Origin of the sequence: uncultured Pseudoteredinibacter sp. (genome assembly GCF_947500695.1) — a bacterium.
Taxonomy (GTDB): Bacteria; Pseudomonadota; Gammaproteobacteria; order Pseudomonadales; family Cellvibrionaceae; genus Pseudoteredinibacter.
Window position 1 is genome coordinate 22,871 of record NZ_CANMSS010000003.1, and the last position, 20,486, is coordinate 43,356.

Genomic DNA, 20,486 nt, shown 5'->3' on the forward strand with positions numbered 1-20,486 from the left:
ACCCAATGGCCGAAGACAAACAAACTGCAAATAAAAGTCTTGAGCAAAAGCTTAACAAAATAGAAAGCAGCTACAGTATTCGTAAACGCACGAGTGAAAAAGGCGTTTGCATTGAGTCGGATCTAACCAAGGAAGATGTCGGTAATCATGCTTGGGTACTGGATGATGCCTGTGCCCGCATGGCTTGGGTTGCTGCACATGAATTATTACGCAGCCAAGAAAAGCATCGCCTTTTACGTATTGAAAACACCCACCTAAATGCCTTCGCTCAAGGTGAGGGGGCTTGTTTACAAGCCGTCGCCGAAGTGATTTTCAAAAATGGCGAACGCTGTGCCATACGTGTACAGCTGTTTCGCGGTGCTGCGGAACATAAGGCGAGCCCCGAAACGCTAATCGCCGAATATAATCTGCAAGGTATTTGGTACGATATTGGTGAAGCCGCGGCAAAAGCCGAAGAAATTGTCGCTGCCCGCAATGAGCAGCAGCCAGTTGCTAGTAAGAGTGCCCCCCTGAGTGCCAAAGAGCAGGCCATCGAAGATAAGAAGCGTCGTATCTTTGAAGGTGCCTGTGAAGTCATAGGTCGAGAAGGCTATGCGGCCACTACCATCCGTAAAGTGGCTAAGGCAGCTGGTTTGCCAATTTCTACCATGTACCAGTACATCGAGAGTAAAGAAGATCTGCTCTTTATGATCACCAGTGGCTGCATGGAAGAGATCTTCGATTATATGTATGAAGAGATGAGTACCGATCATCCTCCAGTACAAAAGCTGGAAGAAGCGGTCTCGGCTTATATGAAGTACATTTCAAAAAACCGTCGTTATATTAATCTGGTTTATCGTGAAACTCGTGCACTGAGCCGCCATAATCGCGAGAAGGTTTTTGATATCGAGCGCAAGTTCACCCAGCTTTGGGAAGCCATCATTATTGAAGGCAACAAAGAAGGCGTTTTCGATGCCCCGAAATCACGCCTAGCGGCTAATATGGTGTATTTCTTCTGTAATGTTTGGTCACTGCGCTACTGGAGTGTGCAGGATTACACCGAGGATGAAGTTAAAGAATACCTAATGCGTTTTATTCGCCAGGGTTTGAATTAAAGCAATTAAGGTATTTACCAAATCCAGTGAATAATTGAATAGTAGTGCAAATAATAAAGGAAGGTGTAAAAGTGAAGTTTTTTAATGCGGTTTTGCTAGTATCGCTTCTGAGCTTAAGTGTATTGAACAGCGCCATGGCAGGCCCCGATGCTTTTACACCTGGCCCGCAGATTAAGAATTTTGGCGAAAATGCCAAAGTTAATCAGAGCAAGACGGTCAATTCAGATGCTAAATTTAAAGTGGCTTTTGATGTCGGGAAGCCTGCCGAAGAAGGCAAGCTAAATCGCAGCTTTAATTCGTTGGCTCGTTTTATCAATATGCATGTGGCCGCTGGAGTGAAACCCGAAAATATTGAGCTTGCCCTTGTTGTCCATGGTAAGGCAGCAAATGATTTATTGCATAATAAGGCTCGTACGGAAAAAGAGTTGGCAGAGAACCCAAATCTACCCCTGTTACAAGCACTGCTAGATAACAATACCCAAGTCTTCCTGTGTGGCCAAACGGCGGCCTATTACGGTATTAAAAACGAAGATCTCTACCAAGGTGTGCAAATGTCACTTTCTGCAATGACAGCCCATGCCCTATTGCAGCAGAATGGCTATACGCTTAATCCATTTTGACCTGAAGTTTTCAGCTAACGTGAGTTAACAGTTTATGGCGGTGTGCTTGCGCCAGAATTTCACATATGTTTATATGTGCGAAATGTCGCACATATAGATGGAGTGAGGATGAAGCGTGTATTAATGGTGTTGATGTTGACCTGCGGATTGGCCAGATTAGTTATGGCTGGCGCAGCTACGCAAATCAAGAAGCCTGATAACCCTTTGGCCATGTTCGTTGGAAAGTGGGTTGTAGTTGAAAGCATGATGGGGCGCGAGTCTGTTGGGAGTGGAGTGGCGACCGCCACATGGGGACCCGCCAAAAACTCTGTCATTATTGAATATACAAGTATAGATGGCCCAATGAAGGGCTTTAATCTGACAGAAATTATTTCTCGCGAAAAGCCTATAGGAAAATATTCCCTGGTTTGGGTTGATAGTTTTAACAAAGGCTTGGGGCTGAAGGTTGGTACGCTCAGTAAAGGTGGAGTGTTTCAGTTTCAAAACTCAGGGCTTGAGGGTGAAGTCAGAAGCCTCAGTTACACATTGATTTCAGGTGGTGAAGAGGGTTTTACAATAAGTACTTATAAAGAAAAGCCCAATGAAGTTAGTGTGCCGACAATGAAGTTAGTTTTCCACAGGCAGAGCGAGGACTAAGAATGAGCTTTAATTTTATGGCGTTGGGCTTGGCAACGGCGGTTTCATTCTTTGGGGGGTTCTTTTGGTATAGCGTGTTGTTTTCCAAGCCATGGATGAAAGCCCTAGGTATCAAAAGGGAGGATGTTGATGGTTCAGGGTTGTCCATTTTGCGAGCTGTTTCTGCAAGTGTGGTAGCTTCAGCAGCAACAGCTATCGGTATAATGGTACTGTTTAGTTACATTCAACCTAGCTCATGGGGCTTGGCCGCTCTATTTGGTGCTGGAATATGGTTCTGCTTCTCCATCAACGCCATGTTTAAGATGATTTTTTGGGAAGATAGGCCTGCGATACTATTTTTTATTGATAGTGGCTTTGAGCTATTTTCTGTTGTCATGGCCTCATTGATAATTTATGGGCTTAGCTGAGACCGAGGTTACTATTAGCCAAGAATACGACAACTCATCGCTCAATAAGATCTTCTCAGCTTTCGCTGATCGAGTCACTAGAGAACTGCTTGACATCATTCTAGAAGAGCCTGGAATAACGACAGGGGTTTTGTGTGAACGTTTTCCTGTTTCCAGGTTTTCTATTATGCGCCGCCTTAATAATTTAGAAGAAGCTGGTTTGCTTGAGCGGTTTTCTGAAGGGAAAACCCAAAGGCTTTATATCAAAAATGGGGCGTTGAAGCCCTTAATAAACGGTTGGCTACACAGAGTGTTGAGCAAGAATGAGAGCAGTCAGCAATAAACTTCTTATCGTTGTCCCTAAAGCTTCTCCCTCTCGAGTAGCCTAGCCACTGTTCTTTGGCGGATATAAATGTGCTTTTGGGGGATGCTTAGAATTTTCTTAAAAGTGATGGTGATGTCTGCTGTTCATTGTTGTTGTCGGTGATCATGATTTTTCGTTTATCTCCTGTTTAAGGTTTGAAATCAAAGCTCCTTAGTTATATATGCAAACTACATAGACTCTATGGTCTAATCCTTGAGGGCTGTCTTGAATAGCTAAGTCTAACTAGTCAATGTGGGCCATAGAAAGTGACGTTTTTGGCAGCTTGCTTTGGCCTCTTTTAAGTCTTATAGTGATAGTAACGTTAGTCGGTGATCCTAAATCTTTAGCAATACGTAGAAAATAATTAAAAGCGAGGGCCTTATGGCGAAGTATATGCGGGCGTTGAAATTCTTATTGGTGATCGCATTGGTTGCGGCGGGTTTGGGCTATGCGGGAAGTAGCCATAGTTTGATGGCTTTTGATTGGCCGATATTCGCTATTTGCATGGGGCTAGCTTTCGCCGTGCAATGGCTGATGTTTATTCCGGCTTATATTTGGCAAACCGAGCGTTACTTTGATCTAACGGGCAGTCTCACCTATATCAGTGTCACCTTGCTGGCCTTTTTCTTGGCGGCCAAAGAAGATACCCGGAGCATTGTTTTGCTGGCGATGGTTTTGGTTTGGGCGCTGCGTTTGGGTAGCTTTCTGTTTACCCGTATTTTGCAAGATGGCTCGGATCATCGCTTCGATGAGATAAAGCCTAACTTTGCTCGTTTCTTTGTGGTCTGGACGCTGCAAGGCCTATGGGTTTCTTTTACCGCCGCAGCGGCACTTGCGGCTATCAGTAGCGAGGCCACCTTGGAGCTGCAGTTGTGGGATGGTTTCGCGATTGCTTTATGGTTATTGGGCTTTGCCTTTGAAGCTATTTCAGATCGCCAAAAGCGTATTTTCCGTGCCGATTCTGCCAATAAAGGCCGCTATATTGATAGTGGCTTATGGGCCTATTCTCGCCACCCAAATTATTTCGGTGAAATCTGCTTATGGATTGGCGTAGCGATTCTAGCGCTGCCAGTTCTTCAAGGTTGGCAGTATGCGGCATTGTTAAGCCCAGTATTTGTTATCGTATTATTAACCCGTATTTCTGGTATTCCTGGGCTTGAGGCTGGTGCGGACAAGCGTTGGGGAGAGGAGGAGGAGTATCAAGCGTACAAGCAAAATACGCCGGTTTTGATTCCGAAGTTGAAGCGCTAATTTGAAAATAAATGAATAGAGTAAGCAATGAATGCTCGCTCTATTCTTCTGTTGCCTTTAACTATAAACAATTCTATCGCTTCGCGTGCCTTATTTCTGTTGTTCTCTTGATTTATCGCTGCGGCGCACCAAAGCGGTTTTAGTAACGCCGTGATCTGGCACCCACTGCTTAAATTTAACAAAGCCATGCTTCTGATAGAGTTGGATAGCGGGTTTATTCGCGGTAGCTGTTTCTACAACGGCCTCGTCATAGCTAAACTGCGTAAGTGCATGCTCTATGAGTTTTCCGGCAATACCTTTTCTAAAGTGCTCTGGTGAAACGACTAAGCTATTAATATCTAGCTGATCGTTTAGTTGAGCGAGCTCAATCACCCCAGCGATTTCGCCATCTGCATAGTAACCATAAAACATACTGCTTGAGTGGGCGATATCTTGAACACTTCTCGATAATGGTGGGAAGTTGTCTGCCCCTATTAGCTCAGCTTCGATCTTATAGGAGGCCTGAAAAACCTCGTGAATTGCTAGGGCGATCCCCATAGATTGCTGCTTAAGGTGGGTAATCATTTGCTTATTTATCGTCTCTGTTGCTCTATTTAGCCCAGTACTGTTTGTGTTGGACGCTCTTCCCGTTAATATCCAGATCTAACAGTCCGGTACTCTATCGGGAAAACCATTGATTCAAAAGAGCTATCTTGATGTTGAAAATACTGAAACGGCAAATCTTACTTGTAATCACTGTATTCTGGGCCACCCATTTAAGTGCCGGGCAACAGAAATTGCAGGCCTATGACGGTAAACCTGGTGATTCTTTCGCATTTAGCGTAGCGATTGATAGCGATACAGCTTTGATTGGCGCTTTCAATGCTGACTTAGAGTCTCAGTTGGGCCCTGTGCCAGACGCCGGTGCAGCCTATGTTTATAAGCTGACTTCAGAAGGGTGGACTCTTGATAGTAAGCTGATTGCCCGTGAACCAAAGGCTGGTGATACCTTGGGTGGCAATGTGGCTCTTAAAGGTAGTACGGCAGTACTTGGTGTGTCGAGACGGGATGATGTTGCTGAAGATGCGGGAGCTGTTCTGGTGTTCGAAAAGCAGAGCAACAAATGGGAGGAGAAAACTTGGCTTGTAGCCGATGATGGAATGGCTGGAGACGCATTTGGGCAGAGTATTGCACTTACAGAAAATATCATGGTAATTGGCGCTCCCCGGAGCGATGCATTGGCGAAAGACTCCGGCTCGGCCTATGTTTACCAGCGTCAAAAAGGAATGTGGAAATTTCAAAAAAAATTAACCGCAAGTGATGGAGCTGAAGGCGACCTCTTTGGTATCAGTGTGACTATTGATGGCAATACGGTTTTAGTGGGAGCGGATTTAAATGATGAAAAAGCCGAAAAAGCGGGTGCGGTTTATGCGTTTGTATTTGAAAATGGTAAATGGCAGCAGCAGGCTAAGCTAATGGCGGCTGATGGTGGGCACACGGATATCTTTGGGGTGCGAGTTTCCTTATCAGGCGATACGGCATTGATTTCAGCCAGAAGGGATGATGTTGAGGGTATTGGTATTGATGCTGGTTCAGCTTATATTTTTGAGCGAACACAGGGTAGGTGGGCTCAGCAAGTTAAGTTAATTTCACCTGATGGCAAGGCCGATGATCGGTTCGGTCGTGGCGTCTCATTGTTAAATGATACCGCTATTATCAGCGCGATGAATCACGATGTGAATGGCGATGATGCTGGGGCTGTGTATGTGTACAAAAGATCAAACAAGAATTGGATCTTGGCGTCTAAAATTTTAGCGAAGGACGGTAAATTGGGTGATAGGTTTGGCTGGAATATAGCGCAGTCTTTAAGTATCAAGGATACCGAAGAGCAATCTCATATTATTATTGCTTCACCTAACCGTGCGGATAAAGGTGTAAACAGTGGTGTTGCCTATATCCAAACTACAAAGCAGTAGGTTTCTTTGTTCTAATTTTATATGAGGAGAGTCCTTCTTATACTTTTAGCCGCAAAGCTTGAAGCCCTATGCCTATTAGCAAGATAAGAGAGGTGATGTAGGACCAATATGGCATTATGGGAATGCTTGCTGTTGTGCTTGGCTTATAGCGTGTTCCTATATTCCAGAAGCCAACGAGCTCGGAAGTAACCCCTTTCCACTCAATATTCTCGATGTATACTCCTTGCGATATTGCGGTAGAATCCAGCGTAAATCCAAAGAACTGTGCTGGTGCGCCGCCAATATTGGCAGATCCTGATACAGGAAGATTGGTGCCGTCACTGAGGTTAACTACGAGTTCAGAGCGAACCCCTCCGTCATTCCAATCGACAAAATCAAAGTGGAATCCGAACACCCTGTTTGTTTCTAGAGGGGTGAACACAATTGAGGCAGCGTTCAGGGCGTCAAAAGATCCTGATATTCCAGGTAAGTCTGGTGAAGATGGGTTGTAGTTTAAGCAGCGGGTAGGGGTAGAGTCTACTGGGTCGCTCAGCAAAGGGCAGTACCCTGAGTCACCAAATCCCCCTGTTCCAACTCTTCGTGCAAAAAAGCCTCGCCACAAATCCCCCTTATCAAGATTACTCATTGTGTAGTTGGTACTTACCGTAGAGAAGTCTTCTAATGTTGAACTGTGCGGGATTGAGTTTAAAGCTGATTCGAAATCAGCAAGGTTTGTGTGGGTGTTTACAGTTGCAGCAATAGTTGGGTTAGTAAGGGCTAAGATGGCGAGTAGTAGATGTCTATACAATGTTGTCTTCCAGGGGGAGGGCTTAGAGAATTCTGAAATGTAAATGTGTGATGCTCTACCCGATTTAAACGTCGGTAGGGAGAGAATTAATTTAATCACTGGCCAAAATTTTCGGCAACGGTGTAACCTGAAATGCCAACTAAGGTGTTGATAGTTTTTGTTTGATTGGAGTGCTTTGCAGGAGGTAAGTGCTAGGGTTTTGTGGAGGTTGTTGTATTAAAGTGGGGTGTGTGGGCGACAAAGGGCCGCCTCTGCTTTACCTGATAAGTTGAGCTTGAAGAAAGCCCCTAGTTCGAAAAAACGATTTTATTATTATCTAAATCCCTAACATAGGCTGAGAAGCGAGGGCCCCGCTGATTGGGTTCGCCTTCGCAGCGGCCGCCTAGCTTCAGCGCTTTTTTGTATAGCTTTGAAACCTCCTCGCTAGAGCCTAGGCTAAATCCCACCATGGTGCCATTGCCATTTGTTGCGGGCCCTTCATTGAAAGGGATGGCTACAGCAAATGCCGAATCACTGTCTTCGCCCTGCCAATAAGTCATTCTATCGGTCGCAAAAGTCTGCTTATAGTCGGTCAGCTCGAAGAGCGCGTCATAGAATTGAATGGCAGCGGTCATATTATTGGTGCCTAGAACAAAGTAATTCATCTTCATGGTAAACCCTTTTAGTGATCATAAAGATATCTTACCTTTTTTCAATGTCACACACTGTCAGTAGTGCTGAGTGGGCTGCTTGCTTATGTAACTTTTTATTACTCGTCTCTCGTTTCTCTCTCAAACAGCTTTCCATCGGCCACATAATAACGATTTAGGTGGTGTATATACTTTGAGGGTCCTTGTTTGATGCCACTTTCAAAGTTGGGGTTGCTCGTCCAGACTTCAACTTTTGATAAAGGGTCTTGAAAAGAATCCTCTGTTGGCAGTATGAAGTCATAAATTGCTACAACAGATCTATCATCGAGCTCAGATATTTTGGGTTCAGGTGTAATCTTATCTGGAGTAGAGTAATAGGCCTTTATTTTAGAGCGTGAAAGAATCGCCGCATCGTTTATAGAAATCGACTTGTCTCTCCAATTCTCGATGCCGTAAAAGAACTGTGGAGGTAGTGATTCCTTGTCAGACTGCAGCGGATCTTGGGGGGAGATGTGAAGTAATCTGTATAACTTGGATCTTAGATCTTACTTTATGATTTCATATGCCTCCTTGATCTGTTCTGATTTTATCGAGGAGCCTAATTTGAGCGTATTTAGTAGGACTCTCGAGGCTCTTATCCAGACTACTCTAGAGTTATTTAGATCTTTGAGTAGGTTGTAGACTTCTTCAAAACCCTCTTTTGCTATCCGTAATTGAAATTCATCGTGCTTCACTTGCCTTTCATCTTTGAATTTTTCTTTATCCTTTAGGTACGATAGAGAGGCTACAAGCACGCCGGAGCTTATGGCTATGCCTGGCAATACCTTCATTTGATACTCGCTAATGATGGGGCAACCGAATAAATATATTGCTGATAGTATTATTACTGTGAAAGCTAACGCTATTAAGAACTTGATAAGAATGTCCATATTCTAAGGTCCATGAGATATTAGTTATAGTTCTATGGTGATATGCAAGGATGGCTTGATGGGGCGAATTTCTCACCAGCTTGAGTTCTTAGCATAAGAGGATATCGTCTATGAGACAAGTTCGCTAGCGGTGGCTGGGTTGTTACAATGCCCGCAAACCAGCTGCTGCTGTAAACTTGCCCCACAAGTCTTGTGGATCAATTGGCTGCTAATGGCTTTGCCCTGTTCATCGCCGGCCAATACCCATTGGCGTAATTCACTGATAAAGCGCCCGGCCATTAAGCCTTTCTTGCTGAGCTGGTAATTAAAGCGCGGTGGGTTATCTTGGTATTGTTGTTTTACCATTAAACCCTGTTCTTGAAATAGCTTAAGGCGTGCATTTAAGGTACTGGGCGCGATATTGAGCAGTTTTAGGAAATCATCAAAGCGCTCTACCTTGAGAAGGTTGGCGATAATAATGAGTAGACACCAACGGTCGCCAATAATATTGGCGACTATGCTCTGTTTATTGTCGCCTGCGCTGTTTTTAAATACCGCGCTTTCCCTGGGGCGCTTGCCTTGGCCTTTTATGCTCAAGGCTTGCAGTTGGTTTAGCTCTTGTAACTCGTCGCGGCCATGAGCCAGCTGCTGCCAGGTAATATCTTTATCGTGTAGCGCTTCTTTACAATGCTGGCAAATAAGCTTGGCATGAAACGCATGGCCGCAGCTAGTGTGTTTCAAAGGTCTGGGTGCCTGGCCGCTCCAAGCCGCTTCTAACTCGCGGGCGAGTAAGGAGGCATTTAATAGCCCAAGGCCGCGTTCACTAAAAACATATAAAAAGCGACGCGGATGATCACTGGGGGTTTTGATGAGTATCTTATGGTGTGTTAGTTCTTCTAAGCGTCGACTTAAGGTCGCCCGGCTAATGCCTGTTTGGCTTAGAAAGTCGTCAAAGCGACAGCAACCCTGAAAAGCCGCTTGCAGAATACTGAGTGTCCAGCGATTAGCAATCAAGTCCAATCCGTCGGCGATAGTTTGCAATATATGGCTGGGCGCTTTCATTAATTCTCTGTACTTTTTTGTGTTGCTTTCTTCTTAAGGTTTTACGGTTCGCTGTCGTTAGTGCTTTTGCTCAGCAGCTTTATCTTCTGTGGCCGTTTGGGGCTTTGGTTGTGAAAATAAATGGCCAATGGCTTGGCTCAAAGTTTCGGAGCGATCAGGAGAGCGAATGAAGCGCAGTAAAGTTTCGCGTAACGGCGCTTGGAATAAAAGCTCTTGTACTACGGCGGCGAAAACATCATTGCCGGCTGCTGCTAGATGCTCTAAAAATACTAGGGCGTATTTATCGCTTACCAGTTGCTCGCTACAGCGGCTGCTAAGGCTAACCAGCATTTCGACATCCATGATTACTGGGCTGGATAATACAAGGTTTAACGCCTTTTCGACTCGTGTAGCATCTTGGCAAAAACTGACGCCGCGCATAAGGGCAATTTGCTCGGCTTTTGCATCGCTATCTTCAATAGTATTTTCTAAGCGTAAAACTAGGGCGTCGGCGATTCGGCCGTTAATTGCATGGTGTTCTAAGCAGTGACAAAAGCTGCATAGGACCGGGCTTGGTAAATTTGCAATAGCCGCACAAATTTCGTTTTGATAGTCCTGCCAGCGACAGGCTAAATCGGCCAAGCCTTGAATGCCTAATTGTTGCCAGTCATCACCTTCTGGTTTAGCGAAATACTCCAGCGCGGTACTCATAAAAGCGCTATGGGGCTGCTTTAATTGTTGGCTAACAATCGCATGCAGGTTGGCCTGCTTTTCTTCGCTGGGTTTGAAAACGTAAGGATTGCCCTCAAGCACCGCCGTGAGTTGTTCGTCTTTTTTGGCGGCTTCCAAATTACTGCTTAGGGCAATTAATAAGTGTTTTAAAAACTGGTCGCGGCTGGCTAGGTCTAATTTGCCCTGCTCGTCCAAAGGAAAGCGCAAGCACCACAGTTGTACTTGCTGCTTGCGCTGATCATCTTCCGGCCAAAAAGCTAGGCCAAGGTAAGCTTGTTTTAGATAGGGGTGAGGGTAGCCGATTTGTCCGCCTTCAAATTGCTGCCATTGGCTTTGGCTTAGCTTGCTAATGCGGTGGCCGGCATCAAACCAACGACAGTTCACCTGCATATTTTCTAATAATTGGTAGAGGGTGCTGATTGCAGCGCTCATGATAAAAGTCCTATACAGATCAGGCGCAGCAGCGCTTAAATTTTAAGCCGCTACCGCAGGGACAGGGATCGTTACGCCCAGTTTTTTTCGGCGCCTTTTGTGGGGTGCTGCCTTCAACATAGAGCCAGCGACCGTCAATTTTACTAAAGCTGGATAGCTCGTGATGGGCCAAACGCTCGCGGCTGCCTTTGGGGCGATAGTAAGCGATAAACTCTACTGTGCCTTCGTTTTGTTGGCTACCACCTTTGCGACATTGCAATACTTGCAGGCCCAGCCAATCGTGGGCTTCTACCCAGGCTCGGGTGTCTTCTGCTTGGCCAGCACTATGCTGCCAAGTGGCCATCAGGTAATCGATATCCCCCAAGGCATGAGCTGTATAGCGCGAGCGCATTAGGGCTTCGGCAGTGGCAGCTGCTTTGCCCGCCAGAATCGCTTGGCAGCAATCTTCAAAGCTGGCTTGGCTTTGGCAATAGCAATTGCTGGCGGAGAGCTTAGCGGACATAGCGGCCCATGATAGTTATCCCTATTAAAAACTCGCGATCTTAACACGAGAGACTAGTCCAACCCTAGTTGGAGCCCCCGCTCTTATAGGCATGTTATAAGCATTATAAGTCTTGAACTTATAGCTTTTGGGGCCTGTTTTCGGTATGTTGGCAGGTTTTGGTCAGGCCATAATAACAATAGCTCGACCGCTTATTTTGCTGCAGGAAGACTATGAGCAAGTTTGACGATATCCGTCCCTATAATGATGCCGAAGTTCGGCCCACACTGGACAAGATTCTAGAAGATCCAGAGTTACTACAAGCAGTAGCGGCCTTTCGCTTTCCACGCTTAAATGGCCTTATGGGCGGCCTGTTACGCCCTATCATTAAGTTTGCGCTAAAGCGCCGCTTAGCAAGCGTGAAAAATGTGGAAGACTTCCAGGTGGTGGTAAAGTCCTATATGGATAAAATGATCGCCAGTACATCTAGAGGGTTGAGCATCTCTGGTATTGAAAAGCTTGATCGCAATAAATCTTACCTGTTTATTAGTAATCATCGCGATATTGCTATGGATCCGGCCTTTGTAGGTATGGCCCTTCACAAAAATGACTTTGATACAGTACGTATTGCTATAGGTGATAACTTACTGACTAAGCCCTATGTGTCCGACTTGATGCGTCTGAATAAGAGCTTTATCGTTAATCGCTCGGCGACCGCTCCACGTGAAAAGCTAAAGGCCGCCAAACACCTTTCCAGCTATATTCACCACTCCATTAATGAAGAGAATGCCAATATTTGGATTGCTCATCGAGAAGGGCGTGCTAAAGATGGCTTGGATGTTACCAATCCAGCGGTGATCAGTATGATTGCCTTGAGTAAGGGCAAGCAGCGCAGTCTTAGCGAGTATATTAATGAGCTGCATATCGTGCCGGTTGCTATTTCTTATGAGCTAGACCCATGCGACAGCATAAAAACCAACGAGTTATACAGGCAGGCTAAAGACGGCGCTTACGAGAAAGACGAGCACGAAGATATTGCCAGTATTGCCCAGGGCATCACGGGTGACAAAGGTCGAGTGCATGTGGCCTTTGGTGAGGTGCTACGCGGTGAGTTTGAGAATACTGATGATGTGGCCGCCGAAATTGATCGCCAGATTCGTCTAGAATACCGCCTCTTCCCCAGCAACTGCTTCGCCTATGAAAAGCTCAACGGCAAGTGGCCTATGGTTAAAGTGGGTGCTAGTGCGGAGGACTTTAAAGAGGAAGCTTACACCAAAGAGCAGGCCGAGTTTGAATCCCGATTGGCTGAAGTGCCCGAAGCGCAGCGCGACATCTATTTGGCGATGTATGCTAATACGGTGGGTAATAAGCTGTCTAAGTAGGTCGCTCACCGTTGTAAGTAGCACTTTAAGAAGCCCTGGCACCTTTGCTGGGGTTTTTTATGGCCAGCTCTTACCATCCGATCATGCGGCTATTCTCCAAGTCCCAAAAAGGGTAGAATCCTCTACCTGATATTTATCCAGTAGTTTCACGCACATTCATGCTAAATAACGACCTCAAGCGCCAAATCCAAGGTGCTTACAGTAAATTCCTAGAAGCCAAAGGCTTGCGACCTCGATATGGGCAGAAGTTGATGATTGCCGATATCGCTCGCACTCTGGGTGGTATTGTCTTGGATGACCAAGATCAGCGCCATAATGAGGGGCATATTTGCGTGGTTGAGGCTGGTACAGGTACCGGTAAGACGGTTGCATATTTGCTGGCGGCACTGCCGATCGCTAAGGCCTTGGGTAAAAAGCTGGTGGTCTCAACCGCTACTGTTGCGTTGCAAGAGCAGATTGTGAATAAAGATCTGCCCGATGTGCGCAACAATAGCGGCATGCAATTTAGTTTTGCTCTGGCTAAGGGGCGCGGTCGTTATTTGTGTCTCAGTAAATTGGATAACCTGCTGCAGAGCGCTGATGAGCCTGTGCCGGTAGATCCTACCCAAGCACTTTATGAAGAGTACGCCAGTGGTGTTGATGAGCAGAGCATCAAGATTTACCAAAATATGGTGGATGCTTTAGCGGCGAACGAGTGGGATGGTGATAAAGACGGTTGGGCTGATGGTGTCGAGGACGATGTTTGGCGTCGGGTAACTACCGATCACCGTCAGTGCACGGGTAGACGTTGCTCAAACGTCAGCAGCTGCAGCTTTTTAAAAGCGCGCGATAATATTGGTAATGTGGATTGTATTGTTACCAACCACGACTTGGTGTTGGCCGATTTGGCGTTAGGCGGAGGCGCAATTTTACCTGCGCCTGAGGATGCTATTTATATTTTTGACGAAGGTCATCATCTACCGGATAAGGCCTTGGGCCACTTTGCTCATCATAGCCGCATGTTATCGACATCAAAGTGGTTGGAGCAAAGCAATAAACAATTAGCCGCCATGTTGGGGCATATTTCTGGAGCCGGCAATATCGATCATTTTGCCGAGCAACTGCCAGCGGCTATGCTGGATGCTCGCCAACAGCTCGATAAAATTTATCCGGCGTTCCAAGCCTTAACCGATACCATCGAAGACGATGAACGCCATTTGCGTTATCGTTTTGAGGGTGGTGTTATTCCTACCGAGCAGCGTGAGCAGTGCGATGAAATTTATCGCGCCTTTGATCGTTTGCAAGATCTACTTGGCAAGATATCCCGTGAGCTAGAAGAAGCCATGGAAGATAGCTATTGCGAAGTACCGAAGGTCGATTTAGAAAATTGGTATCCGCTGGTGGGCAGTTGGCAGGCAAGGGCCGAGGCCAATGCGGCTCTCTGGGAAACATTTGCTACCCCAGATAAAGAAGGCGTACCACCAACGGCGCGCTGGATTACTGTGGTGGAAATCAGCGGCTATATTGATCTAGAAGTTTGTTCTAGCCCAATACTGGCATCGGGCACCTTGGCTTATGGTTTATGGAGCCGATGCTGTGGTGCGGTGGTAACTTCCGCCACCTTAACCGCGCTGCAAAAGTTCGATCGTTTTCGTATGCGAGCCGGTACGCCTGTTGATAGTTGTTACAACTCAGTGCCCAGCCCCTTTGATTATCAAGGCAATGGCACATTGGCGATCCCCAAAGAGGCCGCCGATGCTGGCAATGCAATGGCTCATTCCGACAGTATTATCGAGCTGCTACCTAAATTATTAAAAGATGAGTTAGGTAGCCTGGCTTTGTTTTCCTCCCGCCGGCAAATGCGCGAAGTATTTGAAGGTTTACCTATGTCTTGGCAGGGGCGGATCTTAATGCAGGGCGATAAATCCAAGCAGGAAATAATTACCGCTCATAGAAAAGCGGTTGATCGTGAAATGCAAAGCGTCATTTTTGGTTTGGCCAGCTTTGCTGAAGGTATCGATTTACCTGGCCCTTATTGCAGCCATGTAGTGATCGCCAAGATACCTTTTGCAGTGCCTGATGATCCCGTAGAAGCATCGCTTTCAGAATGGATTGAGGCGCGCGGTGGCAATCCTTTTATGGAGATTACCGTCCCCGACGCCTGTGTAAGGTTGATTCAGGCCAGTGGCCGCCTATTACGAACCGAAAGCGATACCGGCCAAGTAACCTTGCTCGATAATCGATTGCTAAGCCGCCGCTATGGTCAGGCGATATTAAATTCACTGCCGCCCTTTGCTCGTCAGTTCTAAACTCAGTCAGCAAAGAGTAGGAGCTCGAAATGTCCGATAGAAAGCTCAATCAGGCCGAGCAAATGGCTGCTCTGCTCATCGATTTAGAAGCCGCTCTGCGAAAAACGGGGCAGTGGCAAAGTACAGCTCCAAGCGCTGAGGCGCTTACCAGTACCCAGCCCTTTTGCGTAGATACCTTAGATTTTTGCCAGTGGTTGCAGTTTATTTTTATTCCGCGCATACAGTTTATGTTGGAGCAAAAAATTGACTTACCCGCGGTAAGTGGCATCGCCGCAATGGCTGAAGAAGTTTACAAAGCGGACGGCCATATCCTTAACAGTGTAGTGCCTACTTTAAATAATATTGATCAATGTTTGGGTGGAGACAGCAGCGTATCGATACCTAAGACTAGGCAGTAGGGCCTTAAAACGGTAAATAAGCCCTTCAAGTAAAGACCGCAAAAAGGCGAGAGTGTAATGAGCGATACCGCAGCGCAAATAAATACCCCGGGCACCGGCTGGCGCTCCCCCTATGCGCTGCTAGCCCTCATGACAGTCGCCATGCCCTTGGCCTTCTCCACCTGGTATGCCTTGCTCAATAATTTCGTAGTAGAGCGTGCACAATTTAACGGCGCCGATATTGGCTTATTGCAAAGCGTTAGAGAAATACCAGGCTTCCTAGCATTTACCGCAGTATTTATTCTTTTGTTCCTGCGTGAGCAACGTTTCGCCATCCTGTCCTTATTTACCCTTGGCTTGGGGGTGTCATTAACAGGCTTGCTGCCAAGTAGCGTAGGCCTGCTATGCACCACATTCATTATGTCAGTGGGCTTTCACTATTTTGAAACCCTTAAAAAATCACTGACTTTACAATGGCTACCTAAAGATCAAGCGCCGGCCCTAATGGGCAAGCTACTCGGCATTGGTTCGGCAAGCTCCATGGTGGTTTACGCCTTTATTATCTGGCAGCCTCTCGGTTATGAAACCACCTATATACTGGGCGGGGGATTATGCATACTGCTCGCCTTATTTATGTTTCTGGCCTACCCGCTATTCCCAGAGAGAGAGCCCCAGCATAAAAACCTTTTCCTCCGTAGACGCTACTGGCTCTACTATGCCCTTGTCTTTATGAGTGGCGCACGCCGACAAATCTTTATGGTATTTGCCGGCTTTATGATGGTAGAAAAATTCCACTACGATGTCAGCGACATAGCTACCCTCTACCTAATCAATCACGCGATCAATAGCGTTATCGCCGCCCCGATTGGGCGCTGGATAAACCGAGTAGGCGAGCGCACCGCATTAAGTTTGGAGTACATCGGCTTAATTTTAGTATTTGTCAGCTACGCTTTTGTAAATGATGCTAAACTAGCCGCCGGCCTATATATTATCGATCACCTGTTTTTCTCAATGGCCATCGCCATTAACAGCTACTTCCAAAAAATTGCCGATCCAAAAGACATCGCTGCAACCTCGGGAGTAAGCTTTACCATCAACCATATTGCCGCTGTCGTTATCCCGGTAAGTTTTGGTTTACTCTGGATGACATCCAGCGCCGCGGTGTTTCTATTAGGCGCCGCCATGGCCTTAGTATCATTCATACTAGCCAGAAAAATCCCTTGCAATCCAAGTGCGGGGAATGAAATTAGGTAGTTCAAAATCAAAAAATATAGCCTCTAAGCCCTAGTAGACTTCTCTAGGAACCTACTAGGGCTTACGGGCGATCAGGTCTGCTATATACCCACAGCCTGAATTGAAAATTTAACAAATGCAGCTCTTAAGTAGTGCAAACTCTTGCTGGAAACCGTGGAGTCTCATGGACGAGACGAATCGAGCGCCCGCGGATGGTTTTAGCGTGTTTCCAGCGAGAGTTTGCACTACTTAAGAGTGGTCCGGTTTGCAGTAATGTTTGTCTCGGACCTAATTCTAGGAGTCAATGTTGTTTAAGTCCCCTACAAAGCCCTTAGCGCTACCCGAATTTATCGCCCTCATGGCACTCATGACTGCATTGGTCGCCTTGGCCATCGATGCCATGTTGCCAGCGCTGGCCGAAATCGGCCAAGAGCTAAAAGTCGAAAGCTCTAATGATGTTCAACTTATTATCGGATACCTATTCCTAGGCTTGGGCGTAGGCCAAATTGGTTTCGGCCCACTATCCGATAGCATAGGTCGCAAACCCACCATCTATATTGGCCTAATAATATATTTGTTCGGCAGCCTCATGGCCATGTTCGCCAAAGACTTCGACACCATGTTAATGGGAAGATTACTACAAGGCCTGGGATTAGCAGGCCCTCGAGTCGTCACCATGGCAATTGTTCGCGACCTTTATAAAGGCCGTGAAATGGCCAGAGTAATGTCCTTTATGATGACAATATTTATCCTAGTGCCAGCGCTCGCCCCAAGCTTAGGCCAGTTAATTTTATTTGTTGCCGACTGGCGTATGATCTTCAGCTCATTTGTAATACTGGGACTTGTGGTTTGGGTGTGGTTAGGATTACGTCAGCCTGAAACGCTGAGCAAAGAAAATCGACGACGCTTCCATATTGTCGATATCGCAAAAGGCTTTGCCTATGTATTAAAACACCCTACCGCGATTGGATACACCGTAGCTGCCGGAAGCATCTCCGGAGCCTTTGTGGCATTTTTATCAACCTCACAACAAATTCTAGAAATCCAACTTGGGGGTGGAAAATACTTCCCGCTATTGTTTGCTTGTTTGGCACTGTGTTTAGGTGCTGCATCGGTAGTTAATGCGCGAATCGTAGTGCGCTATGGCATGCGAGCAATCAGTCGCAATGCCATGTCGTGCATCATGCTGGCGGGTAGCCTTTACTCTGTAGCAGTTTATATCTTAGGAGAGCCAAGCTTATTGTGGTTTATGCTATTTCTGGGATTTTTGCTATTCTGTGTAGGTATGGTGTTCGGAAATATGAGTTCCGTCGCCATGGAACCACTAGGAAAACTAGCCGGAATCGGCGCTGCAGTAGTGGGTTCTGTCTCAACATTAATCTCCTTTGCCTTAGGGGCGTGGATAGGCAGTTTCTACAGCGGTAGCGTATTTCCCTTAGTGTTAAGCTTTGCTATGTGTTCCGCCTTGGCCTTGCTAATTATTACAATTGCCGATAGGCTGGAACCACCTCAGGAAGCTCAGCATTAGAGCGAGAAGACGTAAACGAGTATATATTTTAAAAAATTAATTTAAAAAAATAGCCTATAAGTTTCAACCGTCTGTCATATTGATCGCTCATGCTAGCTCCGTACAAGAAGGAATGTAAGGAGAATAAAAAATGAGTGATAAAATAAAATATTCCAGTGTCAGGCCGACACGAAGCATGAATCTGCTTTCCCATCGCGAAATTGAAAGCTTGATGGATTCCCACCCCGAGGTGCACCGTTTATTTAGAGAGTGTGCCTTGGCGGTCTTAAACGCCGGGTCAGAAGATGATGATCCAGAACTATTGCTAAATAGCTTTAAAGATTTCTCTATTGAACTCTCACCGCAATCGCGCGGAGTAAAGCTGGAGGTTCGCAACGCCCCGGCGACTGCCTTTGTGGATGGTGTGATGATTCGAGGTCTACAAGATCAGCTGTTTGATGTATTGCGGGATATCGTGTTTACCCATAACAAAATGAGTGAGCGCGGCAACTTTGATCTTAGTAACGCTGAAGGCATTAGCGATGCGGTATTCCGTATTTTGCGCAACGCCGGCGTGGTAAAACCCGAGCGCATGCCCAATCTAGTTATTTGCTGGGGTGGCCATTCCATTGATCGAGTGGAATACGATTACAGCAAAAAGGTTGGCTATCAAATGGGCTTGCGCGGCCTTGATGTCGGCACCGGTTGCGGTATTGGCGCCATGAAAGGTCCCATGAAAGGTGCAGCCGTTGGCCATGCCAAACAGCAAATACATAATGGCCGCTATGTGGGAATTACCGAGCCAGGCATTATTGCCTCGGAATCCCCCAATCCTATTGTCAACGAGTTGGTGATTCTTCCCGATATTGAAAAGCGCTTAGAGGCCTTTGTGCGCATGGCGCACTGCATTATTGTATTCCCTGGTGGTGCTGGTACTGCTGAAGAAGTCATGTACTTGCTCGGAATTTTAATGCACCCGGATAACAGCGATATTGAAGTGCCATTAATCTTTGCTGCACCCGAAGAAAAGCCTGAGTATTTTGAAGATCTTGATCGCTTTATTCGCTTTAGCTTGGGTGAGGACGCGGCGCAATATTATGAGACTATCGTAGGGCAGCCAGAGCAAGTTGCACGCTTGGCCAAGAAGGGAGTCGAGCGGGTAAAACGCCAGCGTCGTAAGTCGCATGAATCCTATGTGTACAATTGGCAGCTAATGATTCCAGAATCACTACAGCGGCCATTTATTCCCAGTCACGAGAATATGGCGGCTCTAGAGCTTAATAAGAATGTTCCAGCCCACGAATTGGTTGCCAATATGCGTAGCGCCTTCTCGGGTATCGTGGCGGGCAATGTTAAACCTTTTGGGATCGAGCAAATTCGAAACCATGGTCCGTATAAATTAAATGGCGATGCCGACATTATGCAGGCTATGGACTCCCTGTTACGTAGCTTCGTGAGCGCAGGGAGGATGAAGCTTAAAGGTGAATACACCCCTTGCTATGAATTAAGCCATTAGTTCGATATGGAAATGCTTGGGGGAAGCCCCGTGTAAGAACACCCGGGGTCAGACCCCGTTTCTAAAAAGAAGCGGGGCTTTTTGTCTGCATTGCTTTATAAAAAATGGCGTCTGACCCCTAGAGCTGTTAGTTGTTAGTTGTTAGTACAAAGTTGAACCCGATAACTATCGGGGTCAGATCCCGTTTCTAAAAAGAAACGGGGCTTTTTGTCTGCATTGTTTTAAATAAGGATGGGATCTGACCCCTAAATTGTAACGAGATCGACTCGTTACAATTTATTATCCAACGCTAAAGAATCATCTTCCTTATAGAGCAGCATAATCAAGGTCGCAAAAAAAACAGTTGTCGATGGGAAGAATAGTGGCTTTGGATCGCCGGCTAAATACAAGCCAAGCGGATCTAAAATATACTGCCAAATGGCAAATAAACCGAAACCCAAAATCACCGCCTGGGCTGGGTAAACGTACTTTCGAAACAAGCCTAAAACTACTAAAGCACCAACGGCAATCTGGGCAACACCCATCAGCAAAACAATTTCGTCGGCACTGACTAAGCCTCCATAGTATTTTTCAGAGACACCCTTGGCCTTGTCAGGTGCACCAATTTTTATGGCGCCCCACAATACTAATAGTAAGCCTGTTGAAACACGAGTAAAAAGTAGAGTCCATGCTTTCATAAATTATCCCGCTTAAATTCATCGTTGCGCTCATTGTGAAGTGCGGGAAGTTTTACCGAGCAGGCAGCGGCTTGCAAGGCATTGTTTAGATTCAAAATGAATGAGCTTATGGTAAAAAAACGCGACGAGAAGGGATGAGGAAATTGTGATATTTGCGTGAGGAATGAACAGCTTGAGCAGGGTCAAATGG

21 protein-coding genes are annotated in these 20,486 nt (G+C 46.2%); 13 read left to right on the forward strand and 8 right to left on the reverse strand.

Annotation, left to right across the window (positions count from 1 at the left end; translation table 11 throughout):
- Positions 1–5 precede the first annotated feature (5 nt).
- The 6 genes from Q1A08_RS06760 (at position 6) to Q1A08_RS06785 (ending at position 4,351) form a co-directional block, all read left to right on the forward strand.
- The gene (locus tag Q1A08_RS06760; RefSeq protein ID WP_299771163.1) at positions 6–1,094 is read left to right on the forward strand and encodes a TetR/AcrR family transcriptional regulator; all 1,089 of its coding nucleotides are present in this window, start codon (positions 6–8) and stop codon (positions 1,092–1,094) included.
- A gap of 71 nt (positions 1,095–1,165) precedes the next feature.
- On the forward strand, positions 1,166–1,714 hold the full coding sequence (locus tag Q1A08_RS06765; RefSeq protein ID WP_299771164.1) for a DsrE family protein: 549 nt from the start codon (positions 1,166–1,168) through the stop codon (positions 1,712–1,714).
- 108 nt (positions 1,715–1,822) lie between these two features.
- Complete coding sequence (locus Q1A08_RS06770) at positions 1,823–2,350, forward strand: hypothetical protein (protein WP_299771166.1); 528 nt, start codon at positions 1,823–1,825, stop codon at positions 2,348–2,350.
- Positions 2,351–2,352: 2 nt separating this feature from the next.
- Positions 2,353–2,757, forward strand: a complete 405-nt coding sequence (locus tag Q1A08_RS06775; protein WP_299771168.1) for a DUF1761 domain-containing protein — start codon at positions 2,353–2,355, stop codon at positions 2,755–2,757.
- Positions 2,744–3,079: a helix-turn-helix domain-containing protein gene (locus Q1A08_RS06780; RefSeq protein WP_299771169.1), complete on the forward strand. Its 336-nt coding sequence runs from the start codon at positions 2,744–2,746 to the stop codon at positions 3,077–3,079. Before Q1A08_RS06775 ends, Q1A08_RS06780 begins: the two co-directional genes overlap by 14 nt.
- 414 nt (positions 3,080–3,493) lie before the next feature.
- Complete coding sequence (locus Q1A08_RS06785; protein WP_299771170.1) at positions 3,494–4,351, forward strand: DUF1295 domain-containing protein; 858 nt, start codon at positions 3,494–3,496, stop codon at positions 4,349–4,351.
- Positions 4,352–4,441: 90 nt separating this feature from the next.
- Here the strand turns inward: Q1A08_RS06785 and Q1A08_RS06790 are convergent, their stop codons facing one another.
- Complete coding sequence (locus tag Q1A08_RS06790; protein ID WP_299771171.1) at positions 4,442–4,915, reverse strand: GNAT family N-acetyltransferase; 474 nt, start codon at positions 4,913–4,915, stop codon at positions 4,442–4,444.
- 131 nt (positions 4,916–5,046) lie between these two features.
- Between Q1A08_RS06790 and Q1A08_RS06795 the strand changes: the two genes are divergently transcribed.
- Complete coding sequence (locus Q1A08_RS06795; RefSeq protein ID WP_299771172.1) at positions 5,047–6,306, forward strand: FG-GAP repeat protein; 1,260 nt, start codon at positions 5,047–5,049, stop codon at positions 6,304–6,306.
- Between the two features lie 37 nt (positions 6,307–6,343).
- On the opposite strand, the gene Q1A08_RS06800 is transcribed toward Q1A08_RS06795, so the two are convergent.
- From Q1A08_RS06800 to Q1A08_RS06825, 6 genes are all read right to left on the reverse strand, one after another.
- Positions 6,344–7,093 carry a hypothetical protein gene (locus Q1A08_RS06800; RefSeq protein ID WP_299771173.1) on the reverse strand — a complete coding sequence of 250 codons (750 nt, stop codon included), beginning with the start codon at positions 7,091–7,093 and terminating at the stop codon, positions 6,344–6,346.
- A 287-nt stretch (positions 7,094–7,380) separates the two neighbouring features.
- Positions 7,381–7,743 carry a VOC family protein gene (locus tag Q1A08_RS06805; RefSeq protein WP_299771174.1) on the reverse strand — a complete coding sequence of 121 codons (363 nt, stop codon included), beginning with the start codon at positions 7,741–7,743 and terminating at the stop codon, positions 7,381–7,383.
- Positions 7,744–8,267: 524 nt separating this feature from the next.
- The gene (locus tag Q1A08_RS06810; protein WP_299771175.1) at positions 8,268–8,651 is read right to left on the reverse strand and encodes a hypothetical protein; all 384 of its coding nucleotides are present in this window, start codon (positions 8,649–8,651) and stop codon (positions 8,268–8,270) included.
- A gap of 108 nt (positions 8,652–8,759) precedes the next feature.
- The gene (locus tag Q1A08_RS06815; RefSeq protein WP_299771176.1) at positions 8,760–9,692 is read right to left on the reverse strand and encodes a winged helix-turn-helix transcriptional regulator; all 933 of its coding nucleotides are present in this window, start codon (positions 9,690–9,692) and stop codon (positions 8,760–8,762) included.
- 57 nt (positions 9,693–9,749) lie between these two features.
- A complete protein-coding gene (locus Q1A08_RS06820; protein WP_299771177.1) occupies positions 9,750–10,835 on the reverse strand; it encodes a DUF3549 family protein in 1,086 nt (361 codons plus the stop codon).
- A 19-nt stretch (positions 10,836–10,854) separates the two neighbouring features.
- A complete protein-coding gene (locus Q1A08_RS06825; protein ID WP_299771178.1) occupies positions 10,855–11,337 on the reverse strand; it encodes a YchJ family metal-binding protein in 483 nt (160 codons plus the stop codon).
- Positions 11,338–11,549: 212 nt separating this feature from the next.
- Here Q1A08_RS06825 and Q1A08_RS06830 point away from each other — a divergent pair, with 212 nt between their 5' ends.
- The 6 genes from Q1A08_RS06830 to ppnN all read left to right on the forward strand — a co-directional run bounded on the left by Q1A08_RS06830 (position 11,550) and on the right by ppnN (position 19,619).
- Positions 11,550–12,698 (forward strand): 1-acyl-sn-glycerol-3-phosphate acyltransferase, encoded by a 1,149-nt coding sequence (locus Q1A08_RS06830; RefSeq protein ID WP_299771180.1) that lies wholly within the window; start codon positions 11,550–11,552, stop codon positions 12,696–12,698.
- A gap of 158 nt (positions 12,699–12,856) precedes the next feature.
- Positions 12,857–14,986, forward strand: coding sequence for an ATP-dependent DNA helicase DinG (gene dinG, locus Q1A08_RS06835; RefSeq protein ID WP_299771182.1), 2,130 nt, complete (start codon positions 12,857–12,859; stop codon positions 14,984–14,986).
- 29 nt (positions 14,987–15,015) lie between these two features.
- The gene (locus tag Q1A08_RS06840) at positions 15,016–15,384 is read left to right on the forward strand and encodes a YqcC family protein (protein ID WP_299771184.1); all 369 of its coding nucleotides are present in this window, start codon (positions 15,016–15,018) and stop codon (positions 15,382–15,384) included.
- A gap of 57 nt (positions 15,385–15,441) precedes the next feature.
- Entirely contained in the window at positions 15,442–16,617 is a 1,176-nt protein-coding gene (locus Q1A08_RS06845; protein WP_299771186.1) for an MFS transporter, read from the forward strand.
- A gap of 283 nt (positions 16,618–16,900) precedes the next feature.
- The gene (locus Q1A08_RS06850) at positions 16,901–18,124 is read left to right on the forward strand and encodes a multidrug effflux MFS transporter (protein ID WP_299771188.1); all 1,224 of its coding nucleotides are present in this window, start codon (positions 16,901–16,903) and stop codon (positions 18,122–18,124) included.
- A 130-nt stretch (positions 18,125–18,254) separates the two neighbouring features.
- Complete coding sequence (gene ppnN, locus Q1A08_RS06855) at positions 18,255–19,619, forward strand: nucleotide 5'-monophosphate nucleosidase PpnN (protein ID WP_299771190.1); 1,365 nt, start codon at positions 18,255–18,257, stop codon at positions 19,617–19,619.
- A gap of 269 nt (positions 19,620–19,888) precedes the next feature.
- Here ppnN and Q1A08_RS06860 read toward each other — a convergent pair whose 3' ends face one another.
- Positions 19,889–20,296: a hypothetical protein gene (locus tag Q1A08_RS06860; RefSeq protein ID WP_299771192.1), complete on the reverse strand. Its 408-nt coding sequence runs from the start codon at positions 20,294–20,296 to the stop codon at positions 19,889–19,891.
- Positions 20,297–20,486 lie beyond the last annotated feature (190 nt).

Coding starts and splice junctions, on each gene's coding strand:
- Q1A08_RS06785 (WP_299771170.1), top strand. CDS start 3,494: ATGCGGGCGTTGAAATTCTTATTGGTGATCGCATTGGTTGCGGCGGGT.
- Q1A08_RS06815 (WP_299771176.1), bottom strand. CDS start 9,692: ATGAAAGCGCCCAGCCATATATTGCAAACTATCGCCGACGGATTGGAC.
- Q1A08_RS06825 (WP_299771178.1), bottom strand. CDS start 11,337: ATGTCCGCTAAGCTCTCCGCCAGCAATTGCTATTGCCAAAGCCAAGCC.
- Q1A08_RS06805 (WP_299771174.1), bottom strand. CDS start 7,743: ATGAAGATGAATTACTTTGTTCTAGGCACCAATAATATGACCGCTGCC.
- Q1A08_RS06775 (WP_299771168.1), top strand. CDS start 2,353: ATGAGCTTTAATTTTATGGCGTTGGGCTTGGCAACGGCGGTTTCATTC.
- Q1A08_RS06840 (WP_299771184.1), top strand. CDS start 15,016: ATGTCCGATAGAAAGCTCAATCAGGCCGAGCAAATGGCTGCTCTGCTC.
- Q1A08_RS06795 (WP_299771172.1), top strand. CDS start 5,047: ATGTTGAAAATACTGAAACGGCAAATCTTACTTGTAATCACTGTATTC.
- Q1A08_RS06810 (WP_299771175.1), bottom strand. CDS start 8,651: ATGGACATTCTTATCAAGTTCTTAATAGCGTTAGCTTTCACAGTAATA.
- Q1A08_RS06850 (WP_299771188.1), top strand. CDS start 16,901: ATGTTGTTTAAGTCCCCTACAAAGCCCTTAGCGCTACCCGAATTTATC.
- Q1A08_RS06820 (WP_299771177.1), bottom strand. CDS start 10,835: ATGAGCGCTGCAATCAGCACCCTCTACCAATTATTAGAAAATATGCAG.
- dinG (WP_299771182.1), top strand. CDS start 12,857: ATGCTAAATAACGACCTCAAGCGCCAAATCCAAGGTGCTTACAGTAAA.
- Q1A08_RS06780 (WP_299771169.1), top strand. CDS start 2,744: ATGGGCTTAGCTGAGACCGAGGTTACTATTAGCCAAGAATACGACAAC.
- Q1A08_RS06845 (WP_299771186.1), top strand. CDS start 15,442: ATGAGCGATACCGCAGCGCAAATAAATACCCCGGGCACCGGCTGGCGC.
- Q1A08_RS06830 (WP_299771180.1), top strand. CDS start 11,550: ATGAGCAAGTTTGACGATATCCGTCCCTATAATGATGCCGAAGTTCGG.
- Q1A08_RS06760 (WP_299771163.1), top strand. CDS start 6: ATGGCCGAAGACAAACAAACTGCAAATAAAAGTCTTGAGCAAAAGCTT.
- Q1A08_RS06860 (WP_299771192.1), bottom strand. CDS start 20,296: ATGAAAGCATGGACTCTACTTTTTACTCGTGTTTCAACAGGCTTACTA.
- ppnN (WP_299771190.1), top strand. CDS start 18,255: ATGAGTGATAAAATAAAATATTCCAGTGTCAGGCCGACACGAAGCATG.
- Q1A08_RS06790 (WP_299771171.1), bottom strand. CDS start 4,915: ATGATTACCCACCTTAAGCAGCAATCTATGGGGATCGCCCTAGCAATT.
- Q1A08_RS06770 (WP_299771166.1), top strand. CDS start 1,823: ATGAAGCGTGTATTAATGGTGTTGATGTTGACCTGCGGATTGGCCAGA.